Consider the following 12,300-nt stretch of genomic DNA (forward strand, 5'->3'; position numbering starts at 1 on the left):
TGTCAGCACCTAGGATTTCTCCCACTCGGTTTGACAGCATTTCCAGCCGATCATTGCGCCGTTGCCTATGGGAATAATCCATTACCAGTTGTTGCAAAGTTCCCACCACAGAACAGCCGATGACCCACCGCGGTTTGGCGCAGGTCGCCGCAGCCGCTAGAGTTCAGTACGGCCCCATCGCACAAGGATCCGCAATGCCGCCGCTCACCCGCGACCAGGCGCAACAACGCGCTGACGATATCCAGGCGTTCTACCGCGAGGTGGAGCGTTTGCACGAGGAGCAGGCACTGCTGCTGCCCCCCGAGCAACTCGATCGGCTGGGCGGCCACCACCAGCGGCTGCTAGCCGACTTTCGCGCCGCCTACGATATCGACCAGGACGCCCAGGCCCGTCGGCTGTCCCTGAGCATGCGCATCGCTTCCTTGCTCGGCGCCCTGGCCCTGGCCGCGAGCCTGCTGTTCTTCTTCTACCAGTTCTGGGGACTGTTCACCGAAACGGCCCAGGTCTGCATTCTCGCCGGGTCGTCTATCGGCACCCTCCTGCTGACCTTTCTGGTCCGCCAGCGCGACCCATCGGGCTACTTCTGCCGACTGGCCGCCACCCTCGCCTTTGCTTGCTTCGTGCTGAACATCAGCATGCTCGGCCAGATTTTCAACATCACGCCGAGCGACCGCGCCCTGCTACCTTGGGCTGCCTATGCGCTTCTCCTGGCCTATGCCTGCGAATCCCGGCTGCTGCTGGGCGCCGGCCTGGTCTGCATCCTGGCGCTGATCGCCACCCGCCTGGCGAGCTGGACCGGCTTTTACTGGCTCGACGTCGTCGAGCGGCCGGAACACCTGTTGCCTGCCGCACTGCTGATCTTCCTCGTGCCACTGTTCATCTCCCAGGCACGCTACCAGGGCTTTGCCAGTACCTACCGGGTCATCGGGCTGCTCGGGCTGTTCATTCCCGTACTGGCCCTGGCCAACTGGAGCAATGGCAGCTACCTGCCGTTCGATGACGATCTGGTGGAAGGCTTCTACCAGCTCCTCGGGTTCACCGGCGCAGCCCTGACCATCTGGTTTGGCAATCGCCGCGATTGGCCAGAGGTGGTACACACCGGCCTGCTGTTCTTTGTGATCTTCCTCTACATCAAGCTGTTCGACTGGTGGTGGGAGGTCATGCCCAAATACCTGTTCTTCCTCGTGCTTGGACTGGTCGCGGTCCTGATCCTGCTGGTACTCGGCCGCCTGCGCCGCGTCCAGGGACGCAAGGGAGGGACCGCAGCATGAGCATTCTCAAACCCCGTCACGGTCTGCTCGCGGGCCTTGCCATCATCCTCCTGGCCAATGCCGTCGCCCTGGCCGGCGTCTGGCAGAACCGAACCGGGGAGCCGGAAAGTCGCCTGCTGCTCTCCGGGCGCGAATTGCAGCGTGACCACGAATGGTCGCGGAAGGAGAACAGAGGCCTGACGCTTCGGCTGGATTGGCGCCGCCCAAGCAAGGCGGACGGCGACGATCGTTACCTGCGCCAGCCGCTCGACGAAGCGCAGTTGCTTGCTCTGGGCTTTCGCGCTCCCGATAAGGGCAAACCCCGCCCTCAGCGCAACAATCGTCGTCGTGAAGCGTTGGTGGTACTGGAACTCGATGGCCCCGCCTATCTGGCAGAACTGGAACGTGAATCGCAACGCCGCGAACGCGCCCGCCGGGCCCTCGCGGCAGAGCCCGGCGACAAGCACCTGCAGGATGCCGACCGCGCCGCGCAACAAGCCCTGGAACGTGAAAAAACGCAGCAGAGCAGACTCTTCGCCGTGGACGTCGGGCTGGACCGCCAGGCATTGCGCCAGCGCTATCCCGATCGCGAGCGTTACGCCATCGTACCCGGCACGGTTCAGGCCTGGCTCCATGAAGGGCAGCTGCAAGGCCAGCTCAGCCAACTGCGCATCAGCACGATCAATGTGCCGTACGCCTGGCGCCACCCCCTGGGCGAGCGCCTGGCCTCGGAAAAAGCCCAATTCTTAGTACAGGTCAGCTTTGGCCAGAGCCTGGAGCCCTGGGTCAGCGCCGCCCCTGACCTTGAGCGGTAAGGCCAGGGACGCGCCTGGCAATTGATTGAATAGCTGTATGAATTTACTGCAAGCCAGCAGTGACGCCATTTCCACCGCACGCTAGCATTGCGCCATTAAAATTGAGGTCGCCGTCCCTGATGCTGCTGAAAGAACATTCCAAGAACGGCCAGCAGTTGCTGGTCCTCATGCTGGTGCTTCTGCTTGGCAGCGGCTTCCTGGCAACCTCGCTGGTCAGCTACCAGGCCTCGTTGAAATCCATCCGCAACAGCATCGTCAATACCGAGCTACCGCTGACCTCCGACAACGTCTACTCGGAAATTCAGAAGGATCTGGTACGCCCGATCCTGATCTCCTCGATGATGAGCCGCGACACCTTCGTCCGCGACTGGGTCATGAAGGGCGAAAAGGACGTCGAGCAGATGACCCGCTACCTGCATGAAGTGCAGGACCACTACGGCGCCTTCACCAGCTTCTTCGTCTCCGACCGTACGCTCACCTACTACCAGAGCAAAGGTGTGCTCAAGCAGGTGAGCCGGCAGGAGCCACGCGACGTCTGGTACTTCCGCGTGCGCGACATGAAGGAACCCTACGAGATCAATGTCGATGTCGACCTGGCCAACCAGGACCGCCTGACCATCTTCATCAACTACAAGGTGTTCGACTACGAGAACCGCTTCCTGGGGGCCACGGGTGTCGGCCTGGCGGTGGACGCGGTGATCAAGCTGATCGACGACTACCAGCGTCGCTACGACCGCAGCATCTACTTCGTCGACACCACGGGGCGCATAGTCCTGACCGGCGCACAGAGCGGCCCGATGGGCGCCAAGGTCGGCCAGTCGCTCAGCGAGATCCCCGGCCTGAAGGAACTGCAGGCGAAACTGAAGCGCCCGCAGAGCGGCAAGTTCGAATACCACGAGCAGGGCCGCAATCACTTCCTCAACGTGCGCTACATCCCCGAGCTGGACTGGTACCTCTTCGTCGACAAACACGAAGGCGGGCTGCTGGAAAGCGTACGCAAGACGCTCTACCTGAACCTGCTGATCTGCCTGATCGTCACCGTGGTGGTGCTGATCCTGGTGAACCGACAGATCCGCCGCTACCAGACACGAATCACCGATCTAGCCAATGCCGACAGCTTAACCGGCCTGCCCAACCGCCGTGGTTTCCAGCTCCTTGCCGGACAGGCCCTGCAGGAAGCGCGGCGCGACCGCAAGCCGCTGGTGGCCCTGCTGCTGGATCTCGATCACTTCAAAATGCTCAATGACACCTACGGTCACCAGGCCGGCGATCTGGTGCTTCAGGGCTTCTCCCAGAATCTGCGCGACAGCCTGCGGCAATCCGACATCATCTGTCGTTGGGGCGGAGAGGAATTCATCATCCTGCTCAAGGACACCGGCAACGCGAACGCGCGCCAACTCGCGGAAAAGATCCGCAAGGAGATCGCCAGCAAGCGCTACCCGTACAAAGGCGTGAACCTGTCGGTCACCACCAGCATCGGCCTGGCGGAAATGCATCCGGACGATTCCCTGGACAGCCTCCTCAGCCGCGCCGACAAGGGCCTGTATCGGGCAAAGCAGTCGGGGCGCGACTGTGTCTGCGTGGAGCCCACGGGCAATCTCGACGCGCTGTAGGTTGCTGCGGGCCGCGCAGGTCAGAGCGCAGCGAAGCCCAAAGTGCGGCGATCAGGCCAGCAACGCCACCGACTTGATCTGCGCCCAGAGCGCCTGGCCGGGGTACAGCCCCAACTGGTCGCGTGAGTAGCGGGTGATCCGCGCCAGCAGAGGCGTGCCATCGGCTTCCAGGCGCACCAGCACATGGGCCGGATTGGCCGCCGGGGCCTCGGCGACGACTCGTGCCGGCAACAGGTTGAGGATACTGCTGTCGTGCTGCTTCTCCAGGCTCAGGCTGACGTCCCGCGCCAATACGCGAAAGCGCAGCGGGTGACCTTCCGCCACCGGCGAATGGGCTACGCGCACGCTCAGGGCACCGCCAGGCAGCGCCAGGCTGAGCAGTTGGTAGTGCGCGTCGAAGGATTGCACGCGGCCCTCGATCACCACGCCGGCATCGTCGTCCTGGGCAGTTGGCAGATCCAACCGTGGCAATGTCTGCTCCAGGGGACCGCTGGCCAGTACCTGGCCGCCCTCCAGCAACACCAGGTGATCGGCCAGCCGCGCCACCTCGTCCGGCGAGTGACTGACGTAGAGCAACGGGATATCCAGCTCATCGTGCAGGCGCTCGAGGTACGGCAGAATCTCCGCCTTGCGCTTGAAGTCCAGCGCCGCCAGCGGCTCGTCCATCAACAGCAGGCGCGGGCTGGTCAGCAGCGCGCGGGCGATCCCCACGCGCTGGCGCTCACCACCGGACAGGCGCTCCGGCATGCGCTCCAGCAGATGCTCGATACCGAGCAACTCTACCGCCTGCTCCAGGCGCACCCGTCGCTCCCGCGCCGGGATTCGCTTTTCCCCGAATGCCAGGTTGAGCCGTACCGAAAGATGCTCGAACAGGCTGGCCTCTTGGAACACGTAGCCCAGAGGTCGCTTGTGAGTCGGCAGGAAGACGCCACTGGCGCTGTCCTGCCAGCGTTCGCCGTTGACCTCCAGGTACCCGTCAGCCGCCCGCTCCAGCCCGGCAATGCAGCGCAGCAGGCTGGTCTTGCCTGAGCCGGAGTGGCCGAACAGCGCCGTGATGCCGCGCCCCGGCAGGCTGAGGTCCACCGCCAGTTCGAAGCCAGGGTGCTTGAGGCGAAAACGCGCGCGAATCTGCTGCATGGCTCAGGTCCAGCCAGGTTTCAGGCGCCGGCTGGTATTGAGCGCCAGCAGGATGAGAAAGGAGAACAGCAGCATGCCACCCGCCAGCCAATGGGCCTGGGCGTACTCCATGGCCTCGACATGGTCGAAGATCTGTACCGAGACCACACGAGTCTTCTCGGGGATATTGCCGCCGATCATCAGCACCACGCCGAACTCGCCCACCGTATGCGCGAAGCCAAGGATCGAGGCCGTGACGAAGCCCGGTCGGGCCAGCGGCAGCACCACGCTGAAGAAGGTATCCCAAGGCCCCGCCCGCAGTGTCGCGGCCACCTCCAGCGGGCGCGCGCCAATGGTGCTGAATGCGTTCTGCAACGGCTGCACCACGAAGGGCATCGAGTAGATCACCGAGCCCACCACCAGGCCGGCGAAGGTGAAGGGCAAAGTGCCCAGGCCCAGGCTCTGGGTGAACTGCCCGATGAAGCCATGGGGGCCCATGCTCACCAGCAGGTAAAAGCCGATCACCGTAGGCGGCAGCACCAGCGGCAGCGCCACCACCGCCGCCGCCACGCCCTTGAGCCGCGACGATGTTCGCGCCAGCCACCAGGCGATGGGTGTACCGATCACCAACAGCAGCAGCGTGGTCAGGGTCGCCAGTTCCAGGGTCAGCCAGATGGCCGCCAGGTCGGAGCGGTCGAGAGGGAAAGTCATGGGATGGCCCAGTAACCGAGTTTCGCTATGTTGCGAACTATATAGCGAAGTCGGGCCGGTGGGGAGCGCCGATTCGGGCGGATACCTCCCTCACCTCCGGCCCCTCTCCCGGAGGGAGAGGGGAGAAAAGGCCAATGCGAGAAAATCTTCACCGTCGTAGGAGCCAGCTTGCTGGCGAACACCTCCGGACAGCTTCGCGAGCAAGCTCGCTCCTACGGAACGGCAAGACTGCAATCAGCGCAGCTTTTCCAGCATCTGGTAGTACCACATGCCCACCGCCAGCATGCTGTTGCCCAGACGCTCGCTCAGCGGCACGCGGATGTGTGAACAACCGGCGAAGGTATCGAAACGCTCCAGGCTGCCGCTCATGGCGTTGGCCATGATCTCGCCCATGATGTGAGTAGTCGCCACGCCGTGGCCGGAGTAGCCCTGGCAGTACCAGACGTTCTTCGACACCTTGCCCAACTGCGGGATGCGGTTGATCACGATGCCCATGGCACAGCTCCACTTGAAGTCGATCTCCACACCCTTGAGCTTCGGGAACGTGCGTTCGATACAGGGGCGCAGCTCGGCCTCGATGTCCCGAGAATCGCGCCCGGAGTAGTTGGCGCCACCGCCAAACAGCAAGCGTCCGTCGGCGGTCATGCGGTAGTAATCGAGCACGAAGCGGCAGTCGTACACGGCCATGTCCTGCGGGTTCAGCTCGCGCGCCAGGTCGCCCAGCGGCTTGGTGGTGACGATGCCGCCCATGGCCGGGAAGATCATGCCCTTGAGCTTGCGTCGCTCCAGTTTGTGGTAGACATCGCCGGCCAGCAGGATCTGCTGCGCGTTGATCCGGCCTTTGGCAGTAACCACAGCGGGGCGGTCGCCGTGGATGATGTCCAGCACCTCGGAGTGTTCGAAGATCTGCGCCCCCAGGCTGGCCGCTGCCTTGGCTTCACCAATGCATAGGTTGAGCGGGTGCAGGTGCATGTTGCGGGTGTTCTTGATGGCCCCGCAGTAGAGATCGGAGTCCAGATGCTGGCGCATGCCGGCGGCATCGAGCAGCGTCACATCGTCGCCCATGCCACGACGCACGGCTTCCTCAAAGGATGCCTTCAGCTCGTCCATGTGCGCCGGCTTCATCGCCGCGTGCAGGTGGCCGTGCTTCAAATCGCACTGGATGCCGTACTTGGCCACACGGCTCTTGATGATCTCGTGACCGCGCCAACGCAGGTGCCAGATGAAATCATCCACCTCGGCGCCGATGCGGCGGCTCATCTGCTTGCGCATGGCCTCGTCGCCCGACAGGCTGCCGGTCACCTGGCCGCCGTTGCGGCCGGTGGCACCCCAGCCGATCTTGTGGGTTTCAACCAACGCCACCTTGTAGCCGCGCTCGGCCATTTCCACTGCCGTGGCAACGCCAGTGAAGCCGCCGCCGATAATGGCGACGTCGACATTCACCTCGCCTTGCAGGGTCGGGTAGGCGGTTTCCTCGTTGAGGGTCGCCGAGTAGTAGGAGGGGCTGCGCTCGGCTGCCGGGAGTATGTGCTTGATTGCTGCGGTCATGGGTGAATCCTTTTGGCCCATCGGGCCTTCAACACTGTGGGTGCGAATTCATTCGCCCCCCAGAATTACGGGCAAACAGATGATCAGTGGGCTCAGGCCTGGGTCAGGTACCAGCTCCAGTCCTGCTCGCCGACCTCGGCCATGAACTGGCGGTACTCGGCACGCTTGACCGCCAGGTAGACGCCGAGGAAGGCGTTGCCGAAGGCATCGCGCGCCCAGCTGGACTGCTCCAGCGCGCGGATGGAGGTCAGCCAGTCGGTGGGCAGCAGCTCCTTGGCCTGGGCGTAACCATTGCCTTCCACCGGTGCGCCCGGATCGATGTTCTCGCGGATGCCACGATGGATGCCGGCGAGGATGGCAGCAGCGGCCAGGTAAGGGTTGGCATCGGCGCCGCAGATGCGGTGTTCGATATGCCGGCTGTTGGCCGGGCCGCCCGGCACGCGCAGGCTGACGGTGCGGTTATCCACACCCCAGGTCGGCGCCAGTGGCGCATAGCTGTTGGCCTGGAAGCGGCGGTAAGAGTTGGCGTTGGGGCAGAACAGCAGCAGCGAGTCGAGCAGGCTGGTAAGCATGCCGCCCACAGCCTGGCGCAGCAGCGGAGTGCCGGCCGGGTCTTCGCTGGCGAACTGGTTGCGACCTCCGGCGTCAGCCAGACTCACGTGCATGTGCATGCCGGTGCCGGCAATTTCGGCGAACGGCTTGGCCATGAAGCAGGCCTGCATGCCGTGGGCGTTGGCCACGCCCTTGACCACGCGCTTGTAACGCACGGCCTGGTCCATGGCTTCCAGCGCATCACCATGTTCCAGGGTGATTTCCACCTGGCCCGGCGCATATTCGGAAATCGCCGTACGCGCCGGAATGCCCTGGGCCTTGCAGGCGGCATAGAGGTCGGCGAGGAAGGGTTCGATCTGCTCCAGTTCGCGCAGGCCATACACCTGGGTGCCGCGCGGGCGGTTGCCGTCGGTGTCCAGCGCCGGTTGCGGGCGGCCCTGGGCGTCGCGCTTCTGGTCCAGCAGGTAGAACTCCAGCTCGCAGGCCATGACCGGGTAATAGCCGTCGGCCTTGAGGCGATCGATCACGTCGATCAGCACATGGCGCGGATCGGCGATGGCGGCCGGCATGCCTTCCTGCGGGTGCATGCTGACCTGCACCGCTGCGGTGGCCATCTTGCGCCAAGGCAAGCGCACCAGGCTGCCCTCCAGCGGGTAGGCGCGGCAATCGATGTCGCCCACCTCCCAGACCAGCCCAGAGTTCTCCACGTCTTCGCCGTGCATGGTCAGGCCGAGGATGGTGCTGGGCAGTGGACGACCGGTTTCATAGACGGCCAGGAGTTCGTCGCGGTGCAGCAGCTTGCCGCGCGGCACGCCGTTGGCGTCAAGGATGAAGAGTTCGAAGGCGTCGATATCCGGGTTCTGCTCGAGGAAATCCCGGGCGTCCTGCACGCTGGCAAAATTCATATGGCTCTCTTATTTAGTGCCCAAGGGCACGCAAACGACCCCCGCCCAACTGGCAGGGACGAAACGTCATGATCTGAAGTGTGGAGCGACCGCCGCGATATGGGCGGCAGAGCTGGGTCAGACGGGAGAGCTATCCGGCGGGCGGGCGTGGCGGCAATGCCATAGCGCCCAGAAGGCAAGTTCGAGCGGCAGGGATATCAACAGGTCAACGGCCCACTTGCGGGAGAAGAGGACCTTGGGCGCGACTCCAGGCGCACGCCGAGCGGCACGGACCTGCCCGAGGGACAAGGCGGCGAGCGGCGAGGTATGTGGAGTGGGACAACCCATGAGCAAGCGTCGTGTTATTGGAATGCGAGGAGACTCGCACGGCGTCATGGGTCAATAAAATGCAGGATTGATTATCTTTGGTTCAGCGCTGGCTAAACATTCTGTAGCAGCCAGCTTGCTGGAGAATGGCATGGCGACTTCCGAGCAAGCTCACTCCTGCAGGCAACCCGTCGACTGCCCCTGTGGCAATGAATTCATTCACGACTGAAATCGCTCCCACACCAGCCAACACGATCTCACCGCAACTTCAACGGATCCACCAACCCCGCCACGATCGCCATGGCCACGAGGTCGGGCAGCCGCTCTGCCTGCATGCGTTTCATCACACGGGCGCGGTAGAGATCGACGGTCTTCACGCTGATGTCCAGCTGCTCGGCAATTTCGCGGTTGGTGTAGCCCTGCACCAGCGGCACCAGCACGTCGCGCTCGCGCGGGGTGAGGCTGGCCAGGCGCTCTTGCAACTGGCTGTGGCCGTTCGTGCCGGAGCGACGCTCGTCCATGCTGCTCAGGGCCTGCTGCACACTGTCGAGAAGCAGTTGCTCGTTGTAGGGCTTCTCGATGAAGTCGTGCGCGCCGGCCTTGAAGGCGCGCACCACGATGGGCACATCGGCGTGACCGCTGACGAAGATCACCGGCAGGTCGAGACCGCGGTTACGCATCTCCTCCTGCACGTTGAGGCCGCCCATGCCCGGCATGCGTACATCCAGCAGCACGCAGGCGTTGAGGCTGTCGTCGCAGGCGTCGAGGAAGGCACGGCCGCTAGTGAAGGGCAATGCCTTGAGGCCCACGGACTCCAGCAACCACACAGTGGAGTCGAGCATGCCCTGGTCGTCATCCACCACGTAGACCACCTGCTCCGCCCCGATCGACATCGTTCCTCTCCTATCCCGTTCTTGTTATTGCAGCGGCAGACGACAACGCATCAGCAAGCCGCCCTCCTCGCCCGGCTCACCATCAAGGGAGCCGCCAAAGCCTTCAATGATGCTTCGACTCATCGACAACCCCAGGCCCAGGCCATCCGGCTTGCTGGTGTAGAACGGGGTGAAGATGCGTGCCAGCTCCGCCTCGTCCAGCCCCGGCCCCTGATCACGAACCTCGATGGCCAGCCGGCCTTCGACCTCCGGTCGAGCCGCCAGGACGATGACCGAATCCTGCCCTGGGTGCGCCTCGCGATTGGCATCGATGGCATTGCGCAGCAGATTGAGCAGCACCTGCTCCAGCAGCACCCGGTCGGCGTAGACCGGCGGCAGATTCTCCGGTAATTGCTCGACGATCGCCACCTGACTGGCACTGGCCTCCCAAGCGCACAGGCGCACCGCCTCGCGTGCCACTTCGGCTACGTCCAGCGCCTGCATCTTGCGCTGGCCCTTGCGCAGGAAGGCGCGCAGCCGCTTGATCACCTCCGAGGCGTGGTTGGCGTGCTCGGTGATGCGCTCCAGGCCTTGCGCCACGCGGTCGGCAGCCTTGGGGTTGCTGGCCAGCGATTGCAGATAGCGCTGGCTGGCGCTGGCGTAGTTGACCACCGCCGCCAGCGGCTGGTTGATCTCATGAGCGATACCGGAGGCCAACTCGCCCAAGGTCACCAGGCGAGCGGTGTGTGCAAGTTCGTCCTGATGTCGGCGTTGCTGTGCCTCGCGCAGCTCGCGCTCGGTCATGTCACGGGCGACCAGCGAGTAGTAACGCTCGCCGCCCGCCGCGGTGTGGGCCAGCAGCACCATGGAGACCGGCACCGAGGCACCACCACCGGGCGGATGCAGGCGCGCGTCGAGGCTCCACACCCCCTTGCGCTCGGCCGTGCTCCAGCCCTCACGGCTGATCCGTGCGAGATCGTCCGGGGCGAAGACTTGCGCCAACGCCGGCATGGCATCCCGTGCGCCGAGCTTGAGGGTGCGACGTGCCGCCGGGTTGAGGTAGGTGATCAGGCCGGCGGGGTCGACGAACAGCACCGGGTCGGTGTTGGCTTCCACCACTTCGGCCAGGCGCCGCCTGTTCTCCTCGGCTTGCACCCGCGCGGTGATATCGCGGGACACGCTGACCACCTCCACCACGGCGCCCGTATAGGTCTCGCGGATGGCACGGCTGGCCGTCTCGAACCAGAGGTAATGCCCGGCACGATGGCGGATGCGGTAAGTCATCGTGTGGTAGCCGTCCTGCTCCAGCGCATCACGGGCACGCTGCACCAGCTGCGCCAGCTCCTGCGGGTGAAACAGGCATTGCGCGAGTTGGCCACGCAACTCTTCCGGCCAGTAGCCAAGCAGTGTCCAGGAGGCCGGCGAGGCGTCGAGGAAGCGCCCGTCCGGCGTATGACGGGAAATCAGGTCGGTAGTGTTCTCGGTGATCAGTCGGTACAGCCGCCGCGCGCGGGCAGCCTCGCGTTCGGCGCGAATCTGCGCAGTGGCCTCCCGGCAACGCGCCAGGACACGTCGCTCCTGCGGGTCAGGAATGTACGTCCAGATCAGCATGCGCTCGCCGCATTCGGCCTCCACCCCTTCGATGGCCCGCGACTGCTCGAGGGCGGCACGCACCAGCGAGGCATGGTTGACCGGCAGGAAGCGCAATACCTCGGCCAGCGGCAGTTCGCCGAGCATGGCCAGCAGTGCGGCGTTGAGTTCCAGCGGACGCGCCTCGGCATCCAGCAGCAGGCTGGGTTGCGGGTCGAGGCCCAGCAACGGGGAGGCCCGCAGAAGGCCGCTGACGCTGGCCAGCAGGGTGCTCAACAACTCATGCAGCCAGCCAAGCCAGTCCAGGCTCACACCCTCACGCACGTCCACCAGCAGCAGGCCCGGCTGGCCGGGCACCAGCGCCAGGTCGAAGGCCTGGCCATGGCTGATGGCTGCACGGCGCAGGCGCCCCGCCAACCAGCAGTCGAGCTGGCGCACCTGGTCCAGCCCCAGGCGGCCCTCCACTTCCAGACGGGCGAACAACTCCTCGTCGCTGGCCTGCATCGGGTCGCCCTGGCCGGGCGGCAGGTGCTGGCCGCTGCCCTCGTGGCCATAGATGCGCGCACCGGGCAGCCAGCTCAAGTAGTAGGCCTGGCGCACTTCCGGGCAGCCGCGCAAGGCCCGGCACAGGGCATCGGCGCGGGCCGCCAGGGGCACGTCTTCACGCTGCAGGCGCAGCCAGGTGTGCAGTCGAACCGGGGTCTGGGTCATCGAAGGTCCAGTGTCAGGGGGTGGACAAGGATAGCGTGGTGGACGGATGCCGGAACGTTCGCGAGGGCGCGTCGCCCCCCTGTAGGAGCCAGCTTGCTGGCGAATTGGCGGTCCCATGGGGATCAAGGCTTGGCCCCGTACCGAAGCCATTCGCGAGCAAGCTCGCTCCTACAGCGTCATCGTATAGTAGTTTTACTATACAACTATAGATGCACTTCCATATTTAGTAGAGATTGGTATATAAATTCACCACGAAATCTACCGCCCCTTCTGCCGGGGCGATACAGAAGAGCTAATAATCAGCCGTCGGG

Annotated in this window: 9 protein-coding genes; 3 read left to right on the plus strand and 6 right to left on the minus strand. The window is 64.4% G+C overall.

What is annotated here, in order from left to right:
• Positions 1-194: 194 nt before the first annotated feature.
• From J7302_RS12020 to J7302_RS12030, 3 genes are all read left to right on the plus strand, one after another.
• A complete protein-coding gene (locus J7302_RS12020) occupies positions 195-1,271 on the plus strand; it encodes a DUF2157 domain-containing protein (protein WP_215374393.1) in 1,077 nt (358 codons plus the stop codon).
• A complete protein-coding gene (locus J7302_RS12025) occupies positions 1,268-2,065 on the plus strand; it encodes a DUF4824 family protein (RefSeq protein WP_215374397.1) in 798 nt (265 codons plus the stop codon). The genes J7302_RS12020 and J7302_RS12025 overlap by 4 nt, the downstream gene beginning before the upstream one ends.
• A 119-nt stretch (positions 2,066-2,184) precedes the next feature.
• Positions 2,185-3,678 carry a sensor domain-containing diguanylate cyclase gene (locus tag J7302_RS12030; RefSeq protein WP_215374400.1) on the plus strand — a complete coding sequence of 498 codons (1,494 nt, stop codon included), beginning with the start codon at positions 2,185-2,187 and terminating at the stop codon, positions 3,676-3,678.
• A 51-nt stretch (positions 3,679-3,729) separates the two neighbouring features.
• On the opposite strand, the gene modC is transcribed toward J7302_RS12030, so the two are convergent.
• From modC to J7302_RS12060, 6 genes are all read right to left on the minus strand, one after another.
• Positions 3,730-4,815, minus strand: a complete 1,086-nt coding sequence (gene modC, locus J7302_RS12035; protein ID WP_215374404.1) for a molybdenum ABC transporter ATP-binding protein — start codon at positions 4,813-4,815, stop codon at positions 3,730-3,732.
• Between the two features lie 3 nt (positions 4,816-4,818).
• Positions 4,819-5,505, minus strand: coding sequence for a molybdate ABC transporter permease subunit (modB, locus tag J7302_RS12040; protein WP_215374418.1), 687 nt, complete (start codon positions 5,503-5,505; stop codon positions 4,819-4,821).
• A 234-nt stretch (positions 5,506-5,739) separates the two neighbouring features.
• Entirely contained in the window at positions 5,740-7,053 is a 1,314-nt protein-coding gene (locus J7302_RS12045) for an NAD(P)/FAD-dependent oxidoreductase (protein ID WP_215374421.1), read from the minus strand.
• Between the two features lie 92 nt (positions 7,054-7,145).
• Positions 7,146-8,510, minus strand: a complete 1,365-nt coding sequence (locus tag J7302_RS12050) for a glutamine synthetase family protein (RefSeq protein WP_215374424.1) — start codon at positions 8,508-8,510, stop codon at positions 7,146-7,148.
• 563 nt (positions 8,511-9,073) lie between these two features.
• Positions 9,074-9,709 (minus strand): response regulator transcription factor, encoded by a 636-nt coding sequence (locus tag J7302_RS12055; protein WP_215374427.1) that lies wholly within the window; start codon positions 9,707-9,709, stop codon positions 9,074-9,076.
• A gap of 24 nt (positions 9,710-9,733) precedes the next feature.
• Positions 9,734-11,989 (minus strand): PAS domain-containing sensor histidine kinase, encoded by a 2,256-nt coding sequence (locus J7302_RS12060; RefSeq protein WP_215374430.1) that lies wholly within the window; start codon positions 11,987-11,989, stop codon positions 9,734-9,736.
• Positions 11,990-12,300: the final 311 nt, after the last annotated feature.

The sequence above is a fragment of the Metapseudomonas boanensis genome, assembly GCF_018704125.1.
Classification (GTDB): Bacteria; Pseudomonadota; Gammaproteobacteria; order Pseudomonadales; family Pseudomonadaceae; genus Metapseudomonas; species Metapseudomonas boanensis.

What these genes read in the sequence shown, in the direction of transcription:
- J7302_RS12060 (WP_215374430.1), bottom strand. Translation starts at nt 11,989, where the DNA reads ATGACCCAGACCCCGGTTCGACTGCACACCTGGCTGCGCCTGCAGCGT.
- modB (WP_215374418.1), bottom strand. Translation starts at nt 5,505, where the DNA reads ATGACTTTCCCTCTCGACCGCTCCGACCTGGCGGCCATCTGGCTGACC.
- J7302_RS12020 (WP_215374393.1), top strand. Translation starts at nt 195, where the DNA reads ATGCCGCCGCTCACCCGCGACCAGGCGCAACAACGCGCTGACGATATC.
- modC (WP_215374404.1), bottom strand. Translation starts at nt 4,815, where the DNA reads ATGCAGCAGATTCGCGCGCGTTTTCGCCTCAAGCACCCTGGCTTCGAA.
- J7302_RS12045 (WP_215374421.1), bottom strand. Translation starts at nt 7,053, where the DNA reads ATGACCGCAGCAATCAAGCACATACTCCCGGCAGCCGAGCGCAGCCCC.
- J7302_RS12055 (WP_215374427.1), bottom strand. Translation starts at nt 9,709, where the DNA reads ATGTCGATCGGGGCGGAGCAGGTGGTCTACGTGGTGGATGACGACCAG.
- J7302_RS12025 (WP_215374397.1), top strand. Translation starts at nt 1,268, where the DNA reads ATGAGCATTCTCAAACCCCGTCACGGTCTGCTCGCGGGCCTTGCCATC.
- J7302_RS12050 (WP_215374424.1), bottom strand. Translation starts at nt 8,510, where the DNA reads ATGAATTTTGCCAGCGTGCAGGACGCCCGGGATTTCCTCGAGCAGAAC.
- J7302_RS12030 (WP_215374400.1), top strand. Translation starts at nt 2,185, where the DNA reads ATGCTGCTGAAAGAACATTCCAAGAACGGCCAGCAGTTGCTGGTCCTC.